18 protein-coding genes and 1 tRNA gene are annotated in these 20,723 nt (G+C 59.8%); 10 read left to right on the forward strand and 9 right to left on the reverse strand.

Annotation, left to right across the window (positions count from 1 at the left end):
- Nucleotides 1-70: 70 nt before the first annotated feature.
- A complete protein-coding gene (locus F8N36_RS03370; protein ID WP_291331342.1) occupies nt 71-2,797 on the reverse strand; it encodes a hypothetical protein in 2,727 nt (908 codons plus the stop codon).
- Between the two features lie 84 nt (nt 2,798-2,881).
- Here F8N36_RS03370 and F8N36_RS03375 point away from each other — a divergent pair, with 84 nt between their 5' ends.
- On the forward strand, nt 2,882-3,247 hold the full coding sequence (locus tag F8N36_RS03375; RefSeq protein WP_291331344.1) for a molybdenum cofactor biosynthesis protein MoaE: 366 nt from the start codon (nt 2,882-2,884) through the stop codon (nt 3,245-3,247).
- 200 nt (nt 3,248-3,447) lie between these two features.
- Here the strand turns inward: F8N36_RS03375 and secF are convergent, their stop codons facing one another.
- The 3 genes from secF to yajC all read right to left on the reverse strand — a co-directional run bounded on the left by secF (nt 3,448) and on the right by yajC (nt 6,727).
- Nucleotides 3,448-4,551, reverse strand: a complete 1,104-nt coding sequence (gene secF, locus F8N36_RS03380) for a protein translocase subunit SecF (RefSeq protein ID WP_291331346.1) — start codon at nt 4,549-4,551, stop codon at nt 3,448-3,450.
- A 17-nt stretch (nt 4,552-4,568) separates the two neighbouring features.
- Nucleotides 4,569-6,149, reverse strand: a complete 1,581-nt coding sequence (gene secD, locus F8N36_RS03385; RefSeq protein WP_291331348.1) for a protein translocase subunit SecD — start codon at nt 6,147-6,149, stop codon at nt 4,569-4,571.
- Between the two features lie 224 nt (nt 6,150-6,373).
- Nucleotides 6,374-6,727: a preprotein translocase subunit YajC gene (gene yajC, locus F8N36_RS03390; RefSeq protein WP_291331350.1), complete on the reverse strand. Its 354-nt coding sequence runs from the start codon at nt 6,725-6,727 to the stop codon at nt 6,374-6,376.
- Between the two features lie 260 nt (nt 6,728-6,987).
- Between yajC and F8N36_RS03395 the strand changes: the two genes are divergently transcribed.
- On the forward strand, nt 6,988-8,307 hold the full coding sequence (locus tag F8N36_RS03395; protein ID WP_291331351.1) for an amidohydrolase: 1,320 nt from the start codon (nt 6,988-6,990) through the stop codon (nt 8,305-8,307).
- A 90-nt stretch (nt 8,308-8,397) separates the two neighbouring features.
- Here the strand turns inward: F8N36_RS03395 and F8N36_RS03400 are convergent, their stop codons facing one another.
- The 5 genes from F8N36_RS03400 to F8N36_RS03420 form a co-directional block, all read right to left on the reverse strand.
- Nucleotides 8,398-9,390 (reverse strand): dihydroxy-acid dehydratase, encoded by a 993-nt coding sequence (locus F8N36_RS03400; RefSeq protein ID WP_291331352.1) that lies wholly within the window; start codon nt 9,388-9,390, stop codon nt 8,398-8,400.
- Nucleotides 9,391-9,538: 148 nt separating this feature from the next.
- Entirely contained in the window at nt 9,539-9,877 is a 339-nt protein-coding gene (locus F8N36_RS03405) for an Hpt domain-containing protein (RefSeq protein WP_291331353.1), read from the reverse strand.
- A gap of 261 nt (nt 9,878-10,138) precedes the next feature.
- Nucleotides 10,139-11,395: an amidohydrolase family protein gene (locus F8N36_RS03410; RefSeq protein WP_291331355.1), complete on the reverse strand. Its 1,257-nt coding sequence runs from the start codon at nt 11,393-11,395 to the stop codon at nt 10,139-10,141.
- A 14-nt stretch (nt 11,396-11,409) separates the two neighbouring features.
- Nucleotides 11,410-12,276, reverse strand: coding sequence for a YitT family protein (locus F8N36_RS03415; protein ID WP_291331357.1), 867 nt, complete (start codon nt 12,274-12,276; stop codon nt 11,410-11,412).
- 9 nt (nt 12,277-12,285) lie between these two features.
- The gene (locus tag F8N36_RS03420; RefSeq protein ID WP_291331359.1) at nt 12,286-13,083 is read right to left on the reverse strand and encodes a sulfite exporter TauE/SafE family protein; all 798 of its coding nucleotides are present in this window, start codon (nt 13,081-13,083) and stop codon (nt 12,286-12,288) included.
- A gap of 302 nt (nt 13,084-13,385) precedes the next feature.
- Between F8N36_RS03420 and F8N36_RS03425 the strand changes: the two genes are divergently transcribed.
- From F8N36_RS03425 to F8N36_RS03460, 8 genes are all read left to right on the forward strand, one after another.
- Nucleotides 13,386-14,342 (forward strand): aspartate carbamoyltransferase catalytic subunit, encoded by a 957-nt coding sequence (locus F8N36_RS03425; RefSeq protein ID WP_291331361.1) that lies wholly within the window; start codon nt 13,386-13,388, stop codon nt 14,340-14,342.
- Complete coding sequence (locus F8N36_RS03430) at nt 14,339-15,598, forward strand: dihydroorotase (RefSeq protein ID WP_291331363.1); 1,260 nt, start codon at nt 14,339-14,341, stop codon at nt 15,596-15,598. The genes F8N36_RS03425 and F8N36_RS03430 overlap by 4 nt, the downstream gene beginning before the upstream one ends.
- Before the next feature lie 31 nt (nt 15,599-15,629).
- Nucleotides 15,630-17,090, forward strand: coding sequence for an NAD-dependent succinate-semialdehyde dehydrogenase (locus F8N36_RS03435; RefSeq protein WP_291331364.1), 1,461 nt, complete (start codon nt 15,630-15,632; stop codon nt 17,088-17,090).
- Nucleotides 17,091-17,110: 20 nt separating this feature from the next.
- On the forward strand, nt 17,111-18,013 hold the full coding sequence (gene amrB / locus F8N36_RS03440) for an AmmeMemoRadiSam system protein B (protein ID WP_291331366.1): 903 nt from the start codon (nt 17,111-17,113) through the stop codon (nt 18,011-18,013).
- Between the two features lie 188 nt (nt 18,014-18,201).
- Nucleotides 18,202-18,609 (forward strand): hypothetical protein, encoded by a 408-nt coding sequence (locus F8N36_RS03445; protein ID WP_291331369.1) that lies wholly within the window; start codon nt 18,202-18,204, stop codon nt 18,607-18,609.
- Nucleotides 18,602-19,396, forward strand: a complete 795-nt coding sequence (locus tag F8N36_RS03450; protein ID WP_291331373.1) for an ABC transporter ATP-binding protein — start codon at nt 18,602-18,604, stop codon at nt 19,394-19,396. The genes F8N36_RS03445 and F8N36_RS03450 overlap by 8 nt, the downstream gene beginning before the upstream one ends.
- Nucleotides 19,393-20,556: a SufD family Fe-S cluster assembly protein gene (locus tag F8N36_RS03455; protein ID WP_291331375.1), complete on the forward strand. Its 1,164-nt coding sequence runs from the start codon at nt 19,393-19,395 to the stop codon at nt 20,554-20,556. Before F8N36_RS03450 ends, F8N36_RS03455 begins: the two co-directional genes overlap by 4 nt.
- 85 nt (nt 20,557-20,641) lie before the next feature.
- Nucleotides 20,642-20,717 (forward strand) — tRNA-Ile (locus F8N36_RS03460).
- Nucleotides 20,718-20,723 lie beyond the last annotated feature (6 nt).

The raw sequence follows: 20,723 nt of genomic DNA on the forward strand, positions 1-20,723 counted from the left end.
CTTCCTCCTTTTGACTTGATTTATTAATAACCATTATTGATAAATTAAGCAAGAGGGTGGGCAACAAATTCTATTTTCGGCCTGTCTGCTCCATATCAGCCTTTTGCGCCTTTTTCGTCCGCTCCGCCTCAAGACGGCGCTGGCTGCGTATACGGTCCAGGCGCGTCTGCTGGGCCTGCTCGCGTTGCAACCGCGCTTCTTCAAGCAATTTTTCTTTTTTGCGGTCAAAAACAAGGGTGGTACGCAGGGCCGCTGTGCCCAGAGAAACCATGGTCACGATTAGTATAAGGATTTTTTGTATGGACCACGGCTCTGAACCCAAAATATTCTTGAGCCAGCCAAGACCAACCGATTCACCCCAGAAATAAACCGAGGGTACGGCGATAAAGCAAAGCAGCAGGCCCACGGCCTCAACCCACATAAAGGTTTTGAGCAGTGTCAGGCCAAAGAGCGTTCCATCGCGCACCATGCGCAAAAATTGCAGCCGCTTTCGCAGGCTGCGCAGCAGTTCGGCAAGGTGGGGCGTTTCCCCCTGGGCGCGCTTGAAAGATTCCGCCTCTTTGAAATTGCACGAAAAAGCACGGTTGATGATACCCGCGCTTTCATTAAATTCCTGGCTGAATTCACGCAGAGCGGCAGGAAAGGGAAACCACGAAGCTTCGTCGCGAATTTCCTGCAGGATATCAAGATAATACTTGTACCGGTTGCGCAGATCTTCCACCTCACGGGTGATGCAATCTTCCATTTCCTTTTCAAGGCCGGGGCGCACCTCTACAATATTGAGAAAGGCCAGATAGTTGTTGATGCCAGCCTGGGCTTCGAGATCGTGCACCTTTGTGCCCAGCTGCAATTGCACAGGATGCTCTGGCGCAAACCAGGAATCCAGACGGGTGCTGATTTCGGCAACACGCGCCCGGTCTGCATCGGCACACTGCTTGGCTTCGTTCCACAGGTCATAAAGGGCGGAAAGAATCAGCAGGCGACCACGCTCAAGCGAGGGGTCGATGAGCACGCGGTTGAAATATGTGGGCTCCTCGCGGATAAGCTTGATCAGCTGGTCCAGCACTGGCTCGCAAAAACCCATCTTAACCTGGCAGACGATTTCACGGTATTTCACCTCACGCCAGTGGGGCATGACGCGCCATATCTGGGTGTACTGCTCAATGGCCTGACTCAGAAGCCCCTGCTCCTCGGCGAGACGCGCCAGAAAAAATTCGTTCCAGGCCTGAAGTGCTGGCGAAGGCGTAAGCATGGCTGCGGCGCGGAACGAGGATTCGGCGCGGGCATAGTCGTTGCGCTCAAGATAAGTAAAGGCCAGCACCATGTGCAACCGGGGGTCGCGCTGATGCCGCGTGATGGCCTGGGTGATCTTCTTTTCCAGGGCGCTCAGGTCTGTAGGAGCGGTTATGATGAGCTTGTCCAGCAGATCCCACGCGGGGCTGTCGTCGCGATTGGGTTCTTCCTCACCCGGCTCCGGCTCTCGCATGCGGTACAGCCAGTGACGAGGCACATTGCGCAACTGGCAGGCTGCGTTGATCTCAAGCACAGCCCGCATCACGGCTGCGGCATCATCCTCGCCAGCCAGCACCGCTGCATAGCCCGCGATGCCTTTCTCCGTCAGCACCAGCTCAATGGCACGAAAACCGTCGTTGATGGCATCCAGATCAAGCTTGCCGAGATTTTCCCAAACATCGGGACCAGAGGCTGCGCCAAAGCGCGTTGGGCATTCCGCAGATTCGTGACTGTGTATGCCACAATAAATGCAACCAACGCCCGAGGGCGTGGGCGAAGTGAGGCGGCTGGGCATGAGCAGATTGAGCGAACGCCCGCTGAGACTGTTTTCGTCCAGCATCACGTTGCACCAGCTGTCCATGGCCATCTGCTCGCCGGTAAAGCGCAGGTCGCGCACCGTAAAGCCCTCACCCAGCAGGTAGGCGTTGCGATAGCTCAGGTAGGGAAAATCTGGCATCAGATTGTCCCACTGCAAGCCAATCTTTTTGGGCAGGTCGGCGTTGAAATTCAGGTTGTTGCGGTCTGCAACCACGCTTACGCATGGCCAGTGGCCGACGTTTTCCTTGTTGTTCTTGTCGATGCTGTGCAGATAATCGCGCATGAAGGTGCGCAGCATCATCAGGTTATCAATGGAAATCATCATGAACGTATCGTCCACGATGGATTTGATCTTGTGCTTTTGCAGCAGGGCTTCGAGCCGCTTGAACATGGATGTCCAGCCGGTCTGAAAAGCCTTGTCCAGCGGGCTGCCCAGCGGATGCAGCACGGCAAACCACGACTGGGTAGAGGCATAGGGCATCCGCACGTCAACGGTCATGGAGGCCCACTCCACGCTTGCCATGCCCTGACGGCCAGAACGGCGCTCAAACGTGATGCCCGGCAGACCCTTTTTGCCCTCGCGGCTCTTGGGGTGAACCCATATTTCAAGATTGTCGGTCACCACAATCTGCTGGGCCTGCAGGGCGCCGTCCAGCAGCAGATTGACCTCGCGCTTGCGGCCAAACTGCAAACGCCCCGGGAAAAGCTCAATAGCAACAGGCAGTTCGTTAAAATTGCCCCAGACCATCAGGCGGGCAAGCGCCAGAAAAACGTCGTCGGTAAAGAAAAACCAGATAGACTGCTCTGCTTCTTCACCTACCAGCATGCCGCCATAATTCAGCAGGGTCTGCCCCACGGCGGGCGCGAGTTTATCGTGCCAGCTCACCCACACCACATGGCCCATGGTGCTCATGCGCACATCAATATTGCTGGGCAGGCGTGATAATAACTGCGATAAATGCGCCATGAAAAATTCCTTTATACACGGGCTGCTATGCTGTAGCCTTAAACGAAAGGCGTTGATCGAGCCACTGAAACCAAGGCGGTTTTTATGGATGTTAACAAAACTCTTCAGGAACTCAAAGCCCGTCCCGGCTTCGCCGATAACGTGGGCATGATGCTGGTGCACAACGGAGTTGTGCGCGGCTGGTCGCGCGCCGACCATGCACCGGTTACATCAGTAAAAGTTTCGCACGACACTGCCAAAATGGAAGCCATTTGCCGCGAAATGGAAAAACAGCCCGGTATTTTTGCCATTGTCGCGCAGGCGGAAGAAGGGCTGCTCAAACCCGGCGACGACCTGCTTCTGCTGGTAGTGGCTGGCGATATACGCGAGCATGTTAAAGCTACCTTTGCAGAACTGCTCGACCGCATCAAGGCCGAGGCGGTCATTAAACAGGAATTTCACGAAGACTGATACTGTTCGTGACTCAATTCTTATCGGACGATGTATAAAAAAGGCATGCCCCGACGCATGCCTTTTTTAATCTGCGGCGCACTGCCATCACTGTCTGGCAGGCAAGGCATACCCGTCAAAATGCAAAACACCCCGGCTGGTTACAACCGGGGTGTTTTTTATATACTCGGCCGCGCTACACGCGGCACTAACATACAGAACTAAACCACGCCGTGCTCGCCGGGACGTTCGTACTTGCCTTTCTGCTGCACCAGAGAAACGTAAAAATCTGTGTCGCCCAGTGCCAGCAGCACCGCAGAAGACACGTAGATGGATGAAAGCGTACCCACAACCACACCGATAAGCACGGTAAGGGCAAAATCGTGGATAACGCCGCCGCCCACAAGGAACAGCGAAAGCGTCGCCAAAAAGGTCGTGCCGCTGGTCAGGATAGTGCGCGACAGGGTCTGGTTGACGCTGCGGTTGATCAGCTCGGCCATGCTCAGTTCGGGCGCGGCGCGCAGGTTTTCACGCAGGCGGTCGTACACGATGATGGTATCGTTGAGCGAATAACCCACCAGGGTAAGCAGGGCTGCCATGACGTTAAGGTCAACTTCTACCTTGAGCAGCGAAAGCAGACCCATTGTGATGCCCACGTCGTGCAGCAGACCAACTACCGCGCCAAGCGCAAAGTTGAGCCGCAGCACAAAGCACACCACAAGGGTAATGGCCAGTGAGAACAGAATCAGCCAGCCCATGCCAAGGCCCGTAAGCCCCACTACATAGGTGCCGCCCCACAGGGCGGCAGCCATGGCGGCACCTGCCATCCAGCGCTGTTCAAAACGGCCGGAAATGTACACGGCAATGAGCAGAACCGCATAAAAAAGCGCGCTCAGGGCCTTGTTGGTCAAGTCTGCGCCAACCTTGGGGCCGACTACTTCCAGACGCTGAATTTCAGCCTTGTTGTCGGGGAAAGCGGCAGCCAGAGCGTCCACCACAGCCGTGCGCACATGGGTGGCATCGATGTTTTCAGAATTGGAGAAGCGCAGCAGGTAATCCCTGTCGCCATCACCAAAACGCTGGGTGGTGATACCCGGCAGAGCGGGGACATCCAGACTCTTTTTCAGGGCGTCGTCGTGCACGGGCTTCTGAAACTGGATCTGGACGATAACGCCACCGGCAAAGTCGATGCCCATCTTGAGGCCGTTGCCCCAAAGGGTGGAGACAATGGCCACCACAATCAGCAGAGCCGAAATGCCATACGCCCAGTGGCGCAGGCCAATAAAGTCAAACTTGGTGTCGTGCCTGATAAATGCAAAACCCATAATAGCCTCCCGGCGCGCTAAATGTGGATGCCCTTGGGGCCACAATGCCGCGCCCACTCCTCAAAGATGGCCCGTGATACAAAGATGGCCGTGAACATGGAGGCCACAATGCCCAGCCCCAGTGTAACGGCAAACCCACGGATGGGGCCGGTGCCGAACTGGTACAGGATAACGGTCACGATGATGGACGTGAGGTTGGAGTCGGTAATGGAAATGGCCGCACGGTCAAAGCCCGCACGCACCGCAGCCAGCGGGGTAAGCCCCAGCCGTATTTCTTCGCGTATGCGTTCGAAAATGAGCACGTTGGCGTCCACCGCCATACCGATGGTCAAAACGATACCGGCAATACCCGGCAGGGTCAGCGTTGCGCCAAAGGCACCCATGCCCGCCATGACGATGAGCATGGTAAAGCAGAGCATAAGGTCGGCAATAAGGCCGCTCAGGCCGTAGTACACACCGATGAACAGCACCACGCCCACAGCGCCCACCATGGCAGCACGAATACCGCTGTCGATGGCTTCCTGACCCAGGGAGGGGCCGACCGTGCGTTCTTCAAGCACGGAAACAGGCGCAGGCAGCGAACCAGCGCGCAACACGATGGCAAGGTCCTGGGCTTCGGCAGTGCTAAAGCTGCCCGAGATGCTGGCCCGGCCGCCGCCGATGCGCTCGCGTATGGAAGGCGCGGAATACACCTTGCCGTCCAGCACAATGGCCATGCGGCGGCCCACGTTTTCGCCGGTCACGCGTTCAAAGATGCGCGCGCCACGGGCGTTGAAATTCAGGGTAACGTAAGACTGGTTCATGTTGTCAAAGGCGGGGCGGGCGTCAGCCACGTCCTCGCCGGTGAGCATGGCGTCTTTTTCCACCGCGATCAGCGTTTCCTTCTGCTGCTGGCCGGGATTTTTCTCCAGCATGGGCAGCACGATCACGCCGGGAGGCAGCACGGCCTTGCCGGGGTCCACATCCTCGCGCACCAGGTGGAACTCAAGGTGGGCGGTCTGGCCGATAACCTGCACGGCACGGCGCGGGTCAGAAATGCCCGGCAGCTGCACCTGAATGCGGTTGCCAGCCTGCTTGCGGATATCGGGTTCGGCCACGCCGAACTGGTCAATACGGTTGCGGATGGTGCGCAGGGCCTGATCGAGCGAAAGGTCTTCAATGCGCTTGACTTCAGCTGCGGTAAAGCGGGCAACATAGCGCAGCTGTCCGGCTTCGCCAGCCTGGGGTTCACCCACGCTCAGCTGCGGAAAGTGCTTGGCCAGCAGTTCGCGGAACTGGGGTTCGTTTTCCGCGCGCGGCAGTACGAATTCAAGAGCGGTGCCACCCACCACGCGGGGGCGCAGCACAACAATCTTTTCGTCTTCGGCAACGCGGCGCAGATCCTGCCCGACCAGAGCCAGCGAATTGCTCACGGCCTTGGCCACGTCAACGCCGAGCGTCAGATGGATGCCGCCCTTGAGGTCAAGGCCGAGATTGATTTTGCTCGACGGCAAGACGCGCTCAAGAGCTGTTCCCAGATAGGGAACGCTGGGGAGCGCGTAAACAAGGGACAACACAAAAACCATGATGGCTATGGACAAGCGCCAGAGCAGACCCATCGTTCACCTTCCACACAACAGATTAAGCTTTGCCGCAACCGTGCGGCTAACCCCCAAAAGGGCAGCCGCAGGCCACAGACAAAGCCGGAAACTCCGCAGGCCCGGATATCCGGGCACATCAAGAGGCAATAGCCCAAGAGCCGACCTGGCAACAGCCGGTTCAGCTCACGGGCCATGCACTGCGCCCGCCACATCAATGGCAGGCGCATGTCGCCAGGGGCGACCTACTTCTTTTCTTCCTTGACGTCCTTGCTGCCCTTGGTGGGAGCAACGCCGCCAATGGCGCCGCGCGAAACGCGCAGCTTGGCTTCGCCGCTCTCAAGAAGCACCTGCTCGTCGTCGATTTCCAGAATACGGCCAAGAATGCCGCTGGAAGTCATAACGTGGTCGCCGCGCTTCAGTTCGGACAGCATCTGCTTGTGGGCCTTGGCCCGCTTCTGCTGGGGACGGATAAGCAGGAACCAGAAAATGACAAACATGACGATGAGGGGCAGAAACTGCATCAGCATTTCCTGTCCGCTGGCGGGAGCGGCCCCGGCCTGGGGCGTGCCCATGGCATAAGCTAAGGATTCAAACAAAACGCACCTCCATAGGGTGTGGGTATAGCTTTAAAAAAACGCCCGAGCTCACTACGGGCAAAACTCTGCCCGCGCCTGATTTTCGCGCGATGCAGCCAATTTCTATATACGCTGCGACACGATCTTGCAAGCCTTTCCCCCCGCAGGCACGCTGGCAACAAACGCAGCACCTCCCGCTTGCCAAGCAATGAGTACAGAGCTAGTTTTAAAAACCAGCGTCAATACACGCATTATCAAGCAACCACTCAGCGGAGAAACGCATGCGCCACTGCGACACACTGCTCCATGCCGCCTTTATTGTCACCCAGGACGAACAGCGCCGCGTTATCGAAAACGCCTCTCTGGCCATAGACAAGGGGCTGATTGCAGACATTGGCCCCACAGCCGAGCTGATACAGCGCTGGCAGGCCAGCGAAACCCTGCACCTTGAGGACAAGCTTGTTCTGCCGGGCCTGATCAATGCGCACACGCACGCAGCCATGACCTTTTTGCGCGGGCTGGCCGACGACATGCCCCTCATGGACTGGCTGAACCAGCGTATTTTTCCCGTGGAACAAAAGCTGACGCCCGAACTGGTGCGGCTGGGCAGCCTGATGGGCTATGCGGAAATGCTGCGCACGGGTACCACCGCCTGCGTGGACATGTATCTTTTTGAAGCCGCCGTGTTTGAAGCCGCCGATACCGCCGGTTTGCGCTGCCTTGGCGGCGAGGCTGTTTTCGCCTTTCCTTCCGCGGCCTTTCCCGGCCCGCAAGCAGCCCTGGATGCAACCCGAGCACTGGCAGAAAAATATCGCAACCACGACCGTCTGCGAGTGGCCGTAAACCCGCACAGCGTCTACACCACTACGCCCGAAATTCTCACCGCCTGCCGCGACCTCGCGCAGGAGCAGAGCCTGCCCCTGCACATTCACCTTGCCGAAACACCGTCTGAAACACAGATATGTCTCTCGGCGCAGGGCAAACGCCCCACGGAATACTGCCATAGCCTTGGCCTGCTCGATGTGCCCTGCACCTTGGCCCATGTGGTGGACGTGACCTCGGCAGAGCTTGATCTGCTTGCCCGGCAAAAGGCCGTGGTGGCCCACAACCCCTCCTCCAACATGAAGCTGGCCTCGGGTGCCGCCCCTGTGGCGGCCATGCTGGCGCGCGGCATGAATGTGGGGCTGGGTACAGACGGCGCAGCCAGCAACAACCGGCTCAACATGTTTACCGAAATGGGCCGTTCGGCCCTGCTGCACAAACTCACCGGCCTTGACCCCACCCTGCTGCCCGCAGGGCAGGTGCTGGACATGGCAACCCTCGGCGGCGCAGCGGCCATGCACGATGCGCGCCTCGGTTCGCTGGCCCCCGGCATGGCCGCCGACTGCATAGCTCTTGACCTCACCGAGCCCAACCTGCAACCCATGTACAACGAGGTTTCGCACATCGTGTACGCGGCTACAGGCATGGAAACCCGCATGACCATGGTGGGCGGCGAGGTGCTGTACAACGAGGGCCGCTTTACCCGCTTTGACTACGCAGCCCTGCGCGAAGAAATGCGCGATGTGCGCCGCTTTGTGCTTGAGGCGTCTGGCTCCTAACCGTAACCACTGGCTCGATGCGCATATGTCAAAGGGCCGTCCCACATTCGGGACGGCCCTTTTTCAGTGCACTCTTAGCCTGTACCGCTGCTACATGCCAAGAGCTTTTTTGCCAGCCTCGAGCACGGCAACAATTCTGTCCACATCATACACGCTGCCGCCCCAGGTTCCGCCGCTCACGGCCTGCAGGGCCGCCCACAGGCGCGTGTCGTCAGGCAGGGCGGGCGCAGGCTTGAGGTCGGGGTGCGGGGTGCGCCCAGCCAGAACCTTGGCACCTTCTTCCGGCGCAAGGGGGTGCTGGGCGTCAGTGCCGATAAAGTTGATGCGGCCTTCCAGCTTGTTGCAGTCCACCACCATTTCCACAATGTCGCCGTCGCGCAGTTTGGAAACAGGACCGCCAACCAGGGCTTCCGGCCCGATATGCCCCATGCACGCACCGGTGGAAACACCGGAGAAACGCGCGTCTGTCAGCAGGCACACATACTTACCGTACGAGAGGTGCTTGAGCGCCGAGGTAAGCTGATAGGTTTCTTCCATACCCGTGCCGCAGGGGCCACCGCCCATAACCACCAGCATGTCGCCCTTCTCAATCTTGCCGGCCTTGATGGCCTTGATGGCGTCGGGTTCGGCGGTGAAAACCTTGATGGCAGCCGTGTGGCGGTACACGCCGTCCGCATCGATAACCGTGGGGTCGATGGCCGTGGATTTGATCACCGAACCTTCGGGCGCAATGTTGCCCACCGGGAAGGTTATCGTGGAAGTCAGGCCGCGTTCCCTGGCGCGGGCGGGCGACATGATGACGTCGTCCGGGTCCACGTTGTCCAGCTCCTTGAGCATGCGGCGAAAGTTGGCGCGGCGTTCGCTCTTTTCCCACCATTCAAGGTTTTCGCCCACGGCATGGCCGGTGACGGTAAGCGTATCGAGATGCAGCAGGCCAAGGTCGCGCAGATGCAGCATAACTTCGGGCACGCCACCGGCCATAAAGGCGCGCACGGTGGGGTGGTACACGGGGCCGTTGGGCAGCACGCTGACCAGACGCGGAGCCACGCTGTTCACACGTGCCCAGTCGTCCACTGTGGGCATGAACGAAGCGCACGAATGCTTTTGCTCCTAGCCCAGCTGACAGCAACTGCCAGCAAAAGCACGTGGACCATAACGGTCTGACGGCCAGACATAAAAAGGCCCCTCACGGTGTTCCGCGAGGGGCCTTAAATATTCCGCAAAGCCTGCGCTACTGGGTCATAAAGGCGTGCATGGTCACAAGCGTGTCCATGTGCGCGGCATTAAAATGACTCATGGCGCGGCCAGTGTCGGCACCGGCCTTGATAGCCATTTCAAGCTCAAGAGCAGCGGCGGCAAGCGCCTTGGCGCCAAGGTTGGCGGCTGCACCCTTGGTGCTGTGCACCAGTTCGCGGGCTTCGTCAGCCTTGCCGTTCTTGAGGGCCTGGGCCACCTTGGAGGGGGTGTCCCGCTCTGTTTCTATGAACTTGGCCAGCAGCTTGACGTACATGTCGCGCTTGTTGAGCACTCTGGCGATGGCTTCCTTCCAATCCAAAACTTCCTCGGTCATGTTGTCCTTCTTGGCGCAGGTTAAGAAAAAGCGGGCAAGGCCGCTTGCAGTTGCACACGCGGTCGGCGGTCCAAAATCCGGGCAAACCACAAAATCCCCAAGGCGGTTCGACCGGCAGGCTGGCGGTAAAAAGCCGAATCAGCGTCAGTCTGCTGGGCGAATACTGCCAGCAACAAATTACCCTGACAAGGACTTTGTGCGGGCAGCATAACTACTGGTAATAGGCAAGTATTTTTCGGTCTGAAAGCCGTGCGCGAGAGTCTAGTAGGTCAGGGTTTCGGGCAGCACGCAAAAGTCTGCCGGTCCACCCTTTTCAAGCCGCCCCGCGCCGCAGCCAAGCACGTTGAGAGCCGCCGCGCCGTTCACGGTCAGCATGCGCACCAGAGCCTCTGGTGGCACGTCCATGGTTTCACGCAGCCACACGGCTTCCTTGCGCACGTCAAGATCACGGTTGGAGGTCAGGCCGTCCGTGCCAAGACAAAGCAGCGCGCCGCTTTCCATCATCTCGCGCACGGGTGCAACGCCCACGCCCAGGTTGCGGTTTGAACGGGGGCACAGGCATAGGGCCGCGCCGCTGGCCGCCAGCACTTCCCCTTCCTGCGCGTCCAGCTGCACGCCGTGCACGGCAAGTGTGCCGGGGCCGAGCAACCCCAGCTTTACGGCATAGGCAAGGGGGCGCAGGCCGGGTGCTGCCCAGCCCTGCGGCAGCACCACCTTGTCATAAAAAGCGCGTAACGGCCCGTCGCCCGTGGTCAGCATCTGCGTTTCCTCGGGTGATTCTGCCAGATGAAAGGAAAAAACGCGCCCCATACGCTGGCAATCCTGCCGCGCGGCGGTCAGAACTTCCGGCCCTGTGGAATACAGGGCATGTCCGCCCGGCGCGCAGCGGGCCATCAAAAAGGGGTCATCGGCCAAGGCCTGCCTGCACCGCGGAGGCCAGGGCCGCTCGCTATCGGCAAAAGGCGCGCCAAAGCCAAACCATTCGCAAAAATGGCTGGCGGTCAGCCCCGCCTCACTGCAGGCCGAATCGGCCAGAACCGTGCCGCCGGGCAGCGAACCCGTTATGTTGCCCACATACAGCGTGCCGTATAGTGCCAGCGAAGCGCAGGCGTTTTCCATGGCCTCGGCCTGCGGGGCCATGCCAAGCAGAGGAACAAGACTTTGCAGCCACGCCGTAAAGCCACGGCCCCAGCGCGTTTTTTCCGCCAGATGCGAGAGCTCGAGGTGGGTGTGGGCGTTGACGCAGGCCGGGGCCAGACATACCGCCCCCACATCGCGCACCAGCGTGCCTGCGGGCAGGCGCGCCTGCGACCATGGCAACACGTCTTCGACCATGCCACCACGCACCAGCAGCACGCCGTTGTCGATCTTTTTCAGCGGGGCAAAAAGGCGGGCGGCGCGGGCTGGCCCCTCACCTGCAAGGGTCAGGATGCTCTTGGCCCTGATGGCAAGCAGGCTGTCTGCCGCATCCAGGTCGACCAATTCCGGGGCAGGGGAATCCGTTTCTTCCGGGTTCATGGGGGCCTCCGCCGTCAACGGCTGCTGCGGGCAAACTGCCCGCCTGAGACGTAGAAGGTGTTTTCCACAATAAACAGGGCACGCGGGTCAATGCTGAACACCAGGTTTTCCAGCCGCTTGAGCGCCACGTTGTTGGTGACAGTGAGCAGAATCTCGCGGTCAGAGCCGGAATAGGCCCCCTTACCGCGCATGAGCGTTGCGCCAAAGCGCTCTGTCACCAGTATGGCTTCGCTGATTTCCTCGCCGTGGTCAGAAATAATCATCACAAGCTTGCGGCGGTTGAACAGGCCCAGCACGTATTCCAGGGTATTGGCCGAAATGAACATCATCAGCATGGAGGCCACAATCAGGTCAAGGGGCATGCGCGAGGCCGCCGTAAGAAACAGCAGACAGTTGAACAGAAAGTTGAACTGGCCGATGGGCACGTTCCAGCGTTCCTTGAGCAGCACTGCAACCACATCCGTACCGCCGCTGCTGCCCAGAGTGCGCAGCATTATGCCGCACGCAGCGCCGTGCAGCACGCCGCCCACCACTGTGGCGTACACTTCGCTTTCAATGGGAATGGTAAAGGTAATAAGGAAACTGCACAATGTTGTGCACAGGGTTCCGTAGGCGGTGTAAAGCAAAAAGCGTTTGCCCACGCAAAACCAGCCAAACACGTACACGGGCACGCACAGCACGGAATACCACACCAAGGGCGTCAGCGTGTCTGTCCAGTAGCCCACAAGCAGGGACACGCCCATGACCCCTCCGGAGAGAAAGCCATGGGGCGCGGCCACGCTTTGAATACATATTGCCATAAGAACCGACCCCAGCGTGAGCCAGAGCAGGTTCCATACCACCGATTCGGCCAGAGCCTTGTTGTACGAGTGCAGCTTCATGCTTTTATGCTACAACAGTCCCCAGATCATCTTCAAGGCCACAAGTATCAAAAAGCATGCAAAACCTTTCTTGAGTTTGCCGGCAGGCAAAGAATGTGAAAGCCTGGCACCCAGGGGCGCGGTGAGAAAACTCGCCGAGGCAATACCGATCAGAGCCCACAGGTTCACAAAGCCCAGCGACATGGCTGGCAGATCGGGCCTGCCCCAGCCGCCCACGATAAAGCCCAGCGTACCGGCCACGGCAATGGGAAAGCCAATGGCGGCCGATGTACCCACGGCGTGGTGCAGGGGAATGTTGCAAAAGGTCATGAAGGGTACGGAAAGCGTGCCGCCGCCAATGCCCACAAAGCTCGACACAAGGCCGATAACGCCACCCACACCGGCGGTGCCCATCTTGCCGGGAAGATCGCGGCTGGCCGGGGGCCGGTAGTTGGAGAGCATCTGCGCGGAGACAAACAGGATAAAGCAGATGAAGAAAATTTTCAGAAACATTGTGGGCATGTGGGTGGCAATAAGCCCGCCAAAAAACGTACCCAGCAATATGCCGGGAGTGATGGCCTTAAAGATGTCCCAGTGCACGGCCCCACGCGCGTTGTGGGCGCGGGCGCTGGAAACGGAGGTTATCATGATGCTGGCAAGCGAAGTGCCCAGCGCCATCTGCTGCACATACTGCGCGGGCACCCCCACGGTGGGAAAAATGGCCACCATCATGGGAACCAGAACAATGCCGCCGCCGACGCCCAAAAGCCCGGCCAGCACACCGGCCACGGCACCGCAACACACATAGGCTACGAGAGACAAAAGCATGGGGTTATCCTCATTAAAGATGCTTACTGTCGCGCGGTAAACTGGCCCATGAGGCACGGCGCGGCAGCCCTACAACTAGACAATGCCCCTGCAAGCGTCAACCGACTTTTTGCTTTACAAAGCACCAAAGCGCGCCTACATTTTGAACTTATGAAGAACACCGCCCGAATGCGCAATTTTCTATGGCAGGGCAAGCACAGTGCCCCCGGCCTTCCTAATTTTTTTGCATTGGCAGGCGTGTTTCCTTATTTCCCCGTTGTATAAGCAACGGGGATTTTTTTTACCTTTTACCACGTACCGTCATGAATACCGACAATCGCTACCACTGGCCCCACAAGGACCTGCTGGACGTCACGCAGCTGAGTGCACAAGACACAATGCACCTGCTGGATCTGGCCGCCAGCTTTCAGGAAATCAACAGCCGCCCCGTCAAGAAGGTGCCCACCCTCAAGGGCAAGACGGTGGTGCTGTTCTTTGTAGAAAACAGCACCCGCACAAAAACGTCCTTTGACGTGGCGGGCAAGCGGCTTTCTGCAGACACCTATTCGCTTGCCAAATCCGGCTCGAGCCTCAACAAGGGCGAAACCCTTAAAGACACGGGTCTCACCCTGCAGGCCATGGGGCCGGATGTGATTGTCATTCGCCACCCCAGCAGCGGCGCGGCGCGCTTTCTTGCAGAGTTGCTGCCCTGCGGCATCGTCAACGGCGGCGATGGCTGGCACGCACACCCTACCCAGGCCCTGCTCGACTGCTACAGCCTGCGTCAGGCGTGGGAAAACCGCTTTGCGGGCCGCACCCTGCTTATTCTGGGCGATATTGCCCACAGCCGCGTGGCCCGTTCAAACATGCACCTGCTCACCATGCTGGGGGTCAAGGTACGCCTGTGCGCGCCGCGCACCCTGCTACCCGCCGGGGTAGACCACTGGCCCGTAGAGATTTACACTGATCTGGACAAGGCCGTGCGCGATGTGGACGGCGTCATGTGCCTGCGCCTGCAGCTTGAGCGCCAGCAGGCGGGTCTTTTGCCCGATCTGGCCGAATATTCGCGCCGTTTCTGCCTTGGCTCGCGCCAGTTGGCCCTTGCCGCACCCGGCGCCAAGGTACTGCACCCCGGCCCCATGAACCGTGGGCTTGAAATTTCCAACGAAATCGCAGACGCCCCCGCCAGCCTGGTTCTGAACCAGGTGGCCGCCGGTGTCGCCACGCGCATGGCCGTGCTCTATCTGCTGGCCACGCGCAATGACGGAGTACGCGCATGAGTCTTCTGATCAAAAACGCACGCCACCTTGATGCCCCCGTTGACCTGCTGGTGCGGCACGGCAAGATTGTTACCATGACCCCCGCTGGCCACCACTCCTATGACAGCCGCGAGGTTTTTGACGCGCAGGGCCTCATGCTCATGCCCAGCTGCACCGATGCCCACGCGCACCTGCGCGAACCCGGCTTTGAATACAAGGAAGACATAGCCTCAGGTCTGGAGGCTGCCGCGCGCGGCGGTTTTGGCAACATCATGTGCATGGCCAACACCAAACCCGTCAACGACTCGGCCAGCATCACGCGGGCCATGCTTGAAAGCGCTCGCAACAGCCACCCGCAAGGGCCGCGCCTGTGCCCCATTGCCGCCGCCACCGTGGGGCTCAAGGGCGAAGAAATGGCCCCCCTCGCGGAACTCAAGGAGGCGGGCTGCGTTGCCGTTTCCAACGATGGCCGCCCGCTGGAAAATGCCGAACTGGTGCGCCGTATCATGGAATATGGGGCCGACCTTGGCCTTATACTCATCGACCACTGCGAAGACCCGCATCTGGCAAGGGGTTGGCGCATGCACGAGGGCGTGACCAGCGGCCTGCTGGGCGTCAAGGGTCAGCCCGCCGCTGGCGAGGCCAATCAGGCCATGCGCGACATCATGCTGGCCGAATATCTTGGTATTCCCGTGCACATCGCCCACGTTTCCGCAGCGCTCACTGTAGACTGCATTGCCTGGGGCAAGGCCCGTGGCGTCAAGGTTACCGCCGAAACCTGCCCCCACTACCTGCTGCTGGATGAAACCGCTCTCGAGGGCTACAACACCCAGGCCAAGGTAAGCCCGCCCCTGCGCACCGCCGCCGACCGCGAAGCCCTGCGCCGCGCGGTCAAGGATGGCACCATCGACATTCTTGCCACAGACCACGCCCCCCATGCCGCCCACGAAAAGGAAGGCACGCTGGACGACGCCATGTGCGGTTTTACCGGCCTTGATCTGGCCGTCAGCCTCACCTGGGGCCTGGTGGTTGACGGAGTGCTTGCAGAGGCAGATATTCATCGTCTGTGGAGCCACCGCCCGGCAGAAATATTTAACCTGCCGCGCAACACCTTCACCCCCGGCGACCCGGCTGATTTTTTCCTCTTTGACCCGGACGAATCGTGGATTCCGAGTCAGGAGACCCTCTACTCCAAAAGCTGCAACACGCCATTTCTGGGGCAGCCCCTGCGCGGCAGGGTCAAGCACCACTGGATGGGCGGCATGCAGCTGTTCTGATGCCCTGCGGGGTTCATGACCAGGAGTTGCTATGTACCGTATACTGCTCGACCAGAAACTGTTCCGCACCCAGTGTCTTATTAACGGACGCTGGCGAGATGCGGCAGACAAAAGTGTTATTGAGGTGGTTAACCCCGCCAACGGCAAGCTGCTGGGCACCGTGCCCAACTGCGGCGAGGCTGAAACCCGCGAAGCCATCGAGGCGGCTCAGGCCGCCTTTGGCTCCTGGAGCGCAAGAACGCCCCTGGAACGCGGAGCCCTGCTGCACGACTGGGAGCGCGCCATTGCCGACAATATTGAAGACCTGGCCCGCCTGCTTACCCTTGAAGAAGGCAAACCCCTGGCGGAAGCCAGGGCAGAGATTCTGCAGGGGGCCTCGTACTTTCCCTGGTTCGCAGAGGAAGCCCGCCGCTACAGCGGCGACGTAACCCCTGTGTACCGGCACGGGGTGCAGGCCATAACCCGTCATGCCCCCGTCGGCGTTGCCGCGGCCATCACACCGTGGAACTTCCCCATGTCCATGATCCCGCGCAAGGTGGCCCCTGCCCTTGCCGCGGGCTGCACCATGGTGGTCAAACCCGCCAGCGCCACACCTTACAGCGCACTGGCCATGGCAGAGCTGGCCATGCGCGTGGGCATTCCCGCCGGCGTGTTCAACGTTGTTACCGGCAGCGCACGCAGCATTGGCAACGAAATCACGTCCAACCCGCTGGTGCGCAAACTGAGCTTTACCGGCTCCACAGCCGTGGGCCTGCAGCTGGCAACCCAGTGCGGTGCAACGCTCAAGCGTCTTTCCATGGAACTGGGCGGCAACGCCCCCTTCCTTGTGTTTGACGACGCCGACATGGACAAGTCCGTGACCATGGCCATGGGCTGCAAATTCCGCAATGCCGGGCAAACATGCATCTGCGCCAACCGTTTTCTGGTGCAGGACCGGGTGGTGGAAGACTTCACCACCAACCTGCTCGACCACATTACGGCCCTGCGCGTGGGCGACGGCCTCAAGCCGGAAACGGACATGGGGCCGCTCATCAACGCCGACGCTGTGGAGCATACCGACGCGCTGGTCAGGGATGCGGTGGAAAAAGGCGCGCAGCTGTTGATTGGCGGTAAACCCCACAGCCTGGGCGGCAATTTTTACGAACCCACCCTGCTGCTGGGCCTTACGCCAGAGATGCGCATTTTCCGCGAGGAAATTTTCGGCCCCGTGGCGGCAATCATGCCCTTTGACACAGAAGAAGAGGCCGTGGAACTTGCCAACCTTACGGAATTCGGCCTTGCCTCCTACGTGTGCACCCGCGACATGCCCCGCATCTGGCGGCTTTTCAACAAGCTTCAGTACGGCATGGCGGGCTTCAACGACGCTGGCCTTGCCGCAGCCGAGACTCCCTTTGGCGGCGTGAAGTTCAGCGGCATTGGTCGCGAGGGCAGCCGGGAAGGACTGCAGGAATACATGGAAACCCATTATGCTTTGCTGGGTGGGCTGAACTGACACACCCGCAGGGAGTAACCATGCCCGAACGCATGCCTGTTGTCGCCGGGCGCTTTTACCCCGACGCGCCCGATGTGCTGCAAGCGGAAGTGCGGTCATTTCTTGCAGCTGGCAAAAGCTATTCGGCCACCGCGCCTCTTGATCCCGACCACAAGGCATCTGCGCGTCTGAGCGGCCTCATGCTGCCCCACGCGGGCTATGTGTTTTGCGGCAAGGTTCTGGGGGCAACGCTGACCAGCCCGCTGGGGCAAACATCCGCCGGTGCCAGCCTGCCAGAGCGCCTCATTATTCTTTGCCCCAATCACACTGGCAGGGGTGCTCCCCTTGCCGTATGGCCCCAGGGCTCATGGCGCACGCCGCTGGGCAACATGCCCGTAGATGCCGCCATGGCCGCAGCATTGTGCGGATCGGGCGGTTTTGTGCCCGACATGCAGGCTCACCTTGATGAACACTCCATCGAGGTACTGCTGCCATTCTTGCAATGCCTGCCGCCGCCCCGGGGCAAGGCTGGTGCCATACGCAGCATCACACCCGTTTGCGTGGGAACCATGCAGCACAACTCCCTGCTGCAGGCAGGGCTGGCACTCGCCGAGGTGGTGCGCCAGTGCGAAAAAAACGGGGACCGTGTGGGTATCATTGTAAGCTCGGACATGAACCATTTCGACAATCAGGAAGCCACCATGCACAAGGACGCGCTGGCCCTCTCGCAGGCTCTGGCCTGCGACCCCGAAGGCCTGCTTGCGGTGGTGGAACGGCACAGGATCACCATGTGCGGTGCGGCCCCCATGGCGCTGGCCCTGTTTGCCGCCCATGCGCTTGGCGAACCATGGGCAGAGCTGTGCCTGTACGATACCTCGGCCACGGCATCGGGCGACACGCACCGCGTGGTTGGCTATGCGGGCCTGCGTTTTGGGCTTGCCTGATCCGGCCCATCCACACCTCGGTGAATAACAGAACCATGCGGCAGCGGATCCGTTCCGCTGCCGTTTTTTATGGTGCGCGCCCTTGCTGTTATTTTTTGCGCATTGTGCACACCGTCGCATAAAACCCAAAATTACGCGCCAATTCTTGTCAAAAACGCTCTTGCAACCCCGTGTTGTCAATTACAGACATGCAACAGAAAGCTCCGCATGTCTGGACAGGGTGGGGCAAGTTTGCCACTATGCGGCATCACAAAACCAAGGGGATTACCATGGAAGTGTGCATCGCTTATCTGCGTGGCAGACCGATAATGCTGGAGCTGCGGGACGGCATAGCCTACCTCGACAGCGAGCCCCAGCCCATCAAATATCTCGACGAGGCAAAGCTTCAGGAATTCACCGACTCCATCCGGTCCATTCCGTACTCCGCCGATCCTGGCTATCAGGCGCTGGTCAATTCCAAGCGCGCGGCCTTTATCGTTACGCTGCTCGGCAGTGCCGTAGGCGAGGAATGTGTTTCCAAGCTGACCCACCTGCTGGATCATGTGCATTACGACGTTCTGGAGTATCTGGGCGAAACCGGAGAAGAAGATGCTTGAAATCCGTGATCTGCATGTTTCGGTCAAGGGCACGCCCGTGCTCAAGGGCATCGACCTGCATGTTCGCCCTGGCGAAACATTCATTCTTTTTGGCCCCAACGGCTCCGGCAAAACTACCCTGCTCATGACCCTCATGGGCTTTGCGGGGTACGAGGTCACGCAGGGCCAGATCGTCTACAAGGGTACAGACATTACCAACGCGCCCATGTACGAGCGTGCGCGCCTTGGCATTGGCATGTCGTTTCAGCGCCCCCCCACCATCCACGGGCTGCCCACGGGCAAACTGGTGGAACTGTGTGGCCGTGGCCGCGAGCTGGATATAGAAGGCATGGCCCGCAAGGTGCATTTTGACCATTTTCTTGAACGCGATGTGAACGCGGGCTTCTCGGGCGGCGAGATCAAGCGCTCTGAACTGCTGCAGCTCATGGCCCAAAAGCCCGACCTGCTGCTCTTTGACGAACCGGAATCGGGCGTGGACCTTGAAAACATGGCCCTCGTGGGCAAGACCGTGCGTTTTCTGCTCGACGGCATGCCCGACCGATGTTGCGCCACGCTGGCGCAACGCGAAAAGGTGCGTTCCACCAGCGGCCTCATCATCACCCACACCGGCCATATTCTTGAATATGTCAACGCCCACCGGGGGCAGGTCATGTATCAGGGCAAGCTGTGCTGCGAGGCGCGGCCCCGTGAAATTCTCGACCACATCGCCACCCACGGCTATCAGGAATGTCTGCGCTGCCTTACCGGCGACATGGTTGGCAAAATTGCGGAGGCGCCCCTTAAATGAGCTCTGTAAATCTTTCCCGCTTTCAGTTTAACGGCGGCGAAAACGCCGCGCCCATCGAAAACCTTGCCGCCCTGCCCCGCGAGGATCAGGAACGTCTGGTGCTGGCCGGTATTGATGTGCACGACCACACATCGAGCGGTGCGTTCATGCAGCTCAACCACGCTGGCGTGCACTGCGAAACCCGCCACGAGGGCCTCGACCTCATGGATATCCGCACGGCGCTGAAAAAATTCGACGGACTGCCCCAGTATTTCTGGAAGCTGCTGAATCCTGAAAAGGATGAATTTACGCGCATGGCGCAGGAGCAGTGCAACGGCGGCTACTTTGTGCGGGCGCGCAAGGGCGTAAAAATCGCCCAGCCCGTGCAGTCGTGCATGTTTATCAAGGGGCACGGCGCGGGCCAGAGCATCCACAATATTGTGGTGGTGGAAGAAGGCGCAGAGCTGCATATTCTTGGTGGCTGCGCCACTGCCCACGATGCCAGGGATGCCGCGCACCTCGGCGTGACAGAATATTATGTGGAAAAAGGCGGCAAGCTCACCTTTACCATGATCCACAACTGGGGCGACAGCACCACGGTGCGCCCCCGCTCTGCTGGCATTGTTGAAGCCGGGGGCGAGTTTCAGAACAATTACATACTGCTCAAGCCCGTGGGCGACCTGCAGATGTACCCCACCATGACCCTGGCCGGAGCCGGAGCCGTGGCCCGATTCAATTCTGTTGTGGTGGCTCCCACCGGTTCGTATGTGGACTGCGGCAACCGCATTGATCTGGCCGCCCCCGAAACGCGCGGCGAAATCATCTCGCGCGTTGTCACCACCGGCGGCACGGTCATCAACCGTGGCTTTATCGGCGCATCTGCCGCGCCCGCAAAGGGCCACCTTGAATGCAAGGGGCTCATACTCGGTGGCGGGCGCATGCACGCCATCCCCGAGCTCGACAGCAACCAGGACGGCGTGGAACTTTCGCACGAGGCCGCCGTGGGCAAGATCGCGCAGGAGGAAATTGAATACCTCATGGCGCGCGGTCTGGACGAAGACGAAGCCGCGGCCACCATTGTGCGGGGCTTTTTGAATGTGGACATCATGGGTCTGCCCGCTCCGCTGAAAAAGGCCATGGACGAACAGATATCCCTGCTGGAAGCGGGCAACGCCATGTAGCAGGGGCGATTTTTGCGGCCAGCCCGTAGCCCCCGATACGCCCACTTGACCGAAGCCAGCCTTGCAGCTATATTTCCCCTCCTTGGGGCCTATAGCTCAGTTGGTAGAGCCTCCGGCTCATAACCGGCCCGTCCCAGGTTCAAGTCCTGGTGGGCCCACCAAGAACT

This window comes from Desulfovibrio sp. (genome assembly GCF_009712225.1).
In the GTDB taxonomy this organism is placed as follows: Bacteria; Desulfobacterota; Desulfovibrionia; order Desulfovibrionales; family Desulfovibrionaceae; genus Desulfovibrio.

Excerpts from the sequence above, each read along its gene's own strand:
- F8N36_RS03375 (WP_291331344.1), top strand. The coding sequence starts at position 2,882 with ATGGATGTTAACAAAACTCTTCAGGAACTCAAAGCCCGTCCCGGCTTC.
- F8N36_RS03455 (WP_291331375.1), top strand. The coding sequence starts at position 19,393 with ATGAGCTCTGTAAATCTTTCCCGCTTTCAGTTTAACGGCGGCGAAAAC.
- F8N36_RS03425 (WP_291331361.1), top strand. The coding sequence starts at position 13,386 with ATGAATACCGACAATCGCTACCACTGGCCCCACAAGGACCTGCTGGAC.
- F8N36_RS03430 (WP_291331363.1), top strand. The coding sequence starts at position 14,339 with ATGAGTCTTCTGATCAAAAACGCACGCCACCTTGATGCCCCCGTTGAC.
- secF (WP_291331346.1), bottom strand. The coding sequence starts at position 4,551 with ATGGGTTTTGCATTTATCAGGCACGACACCAAGTTTGACTTTATTGGC.
- F8N36_RS03435 (WP_291331364.1), top strand. The coding sequence starts at position 15,630 with ATGTACCGTATACTGCTCGACCAGAAACTGTTCCGCACCCAGTGTCTT.
- F8N36_RS03405 (WP_291331353.1), bottom strand. The coding sequence starts at position 9,877 with ATGACCGAGGAAGTTTTGGATTGGAAGGAAGCCATCGCCAGAGTGCTC.
- F8N36_RS03370 (WP_291331342.1), bottom strand. The coding sequence starts at position 2,797 with ATGGCGCATTTATCGCAGTTATTATCACGCCTGCCCAGCAATATTGAT.
- F8N36_RS03400 (WP_291331352.1), bottom strand. The coding sequence starts at position 9,390 with ATGCCCACAGTGGACGACTGGGCACGTGTGAACAGCGTGGCTCCGCGT.
- F8N36_RS03415 (WP_291331357.1), bottom strand. The coding sequence starts at position 12,276 with ATGAAGCTGCACTCGTACAACAAGGCTCTGGCCGAATCGGTGGTATGG.
- F8N36_RS03410 (WP_291331355.1), bottom strand. The coding sequence starts at position 11,395 with ATGAACCCGGAAGAAACGGATTCCCCTGCCCCGGAATTGGTCGACCTG.
- secD (WP_291331348.1), bottom strand. The coding sequence starts at position 6,149 with ATGGGTCTGCTCTGGCGCTTGTCCATAGCCATCATGGTTTTTGTGTTG.
- F8N36_RS03420 (WP_291331359.1), bottom strand. The coding sequence starts at position 13,083 with ATGCTTTTGTCTCTCGTAGCCTATGTGTGTTGCGGTGCCGTGGCCGGT.
- F8N36_RS03450 (WP_291331373.1), top strand. The coding sequence starts at position 18,602 with ATGCTTGAAATCCGTGATCTGCATGTTTCGGTCAAGGGCACGCCCGTG.
- F8N36_RS03395 (WP_291331351.1), top strand. The coding sequence starts at position 6,988 with ATGCGCCACTGCGACACACTGCTCCATGCCGCCTTTATTGTCACCCAG.
- amrB (WP_291331366.1), top strand. The coding sequence starts at position 17,111 with ATGCCCGAACGCATGCCTGTTGTCGCCGGGCGCTTTTACCCCGACGCG.
- F8N36_RS03445 (WP_291331369.1), top strand. The coding sequence starts at position 18,202 with ATGCAACAGAAAGCTCCGCATGTCTGGACAGGGTGGGGCAAGTTTGCC.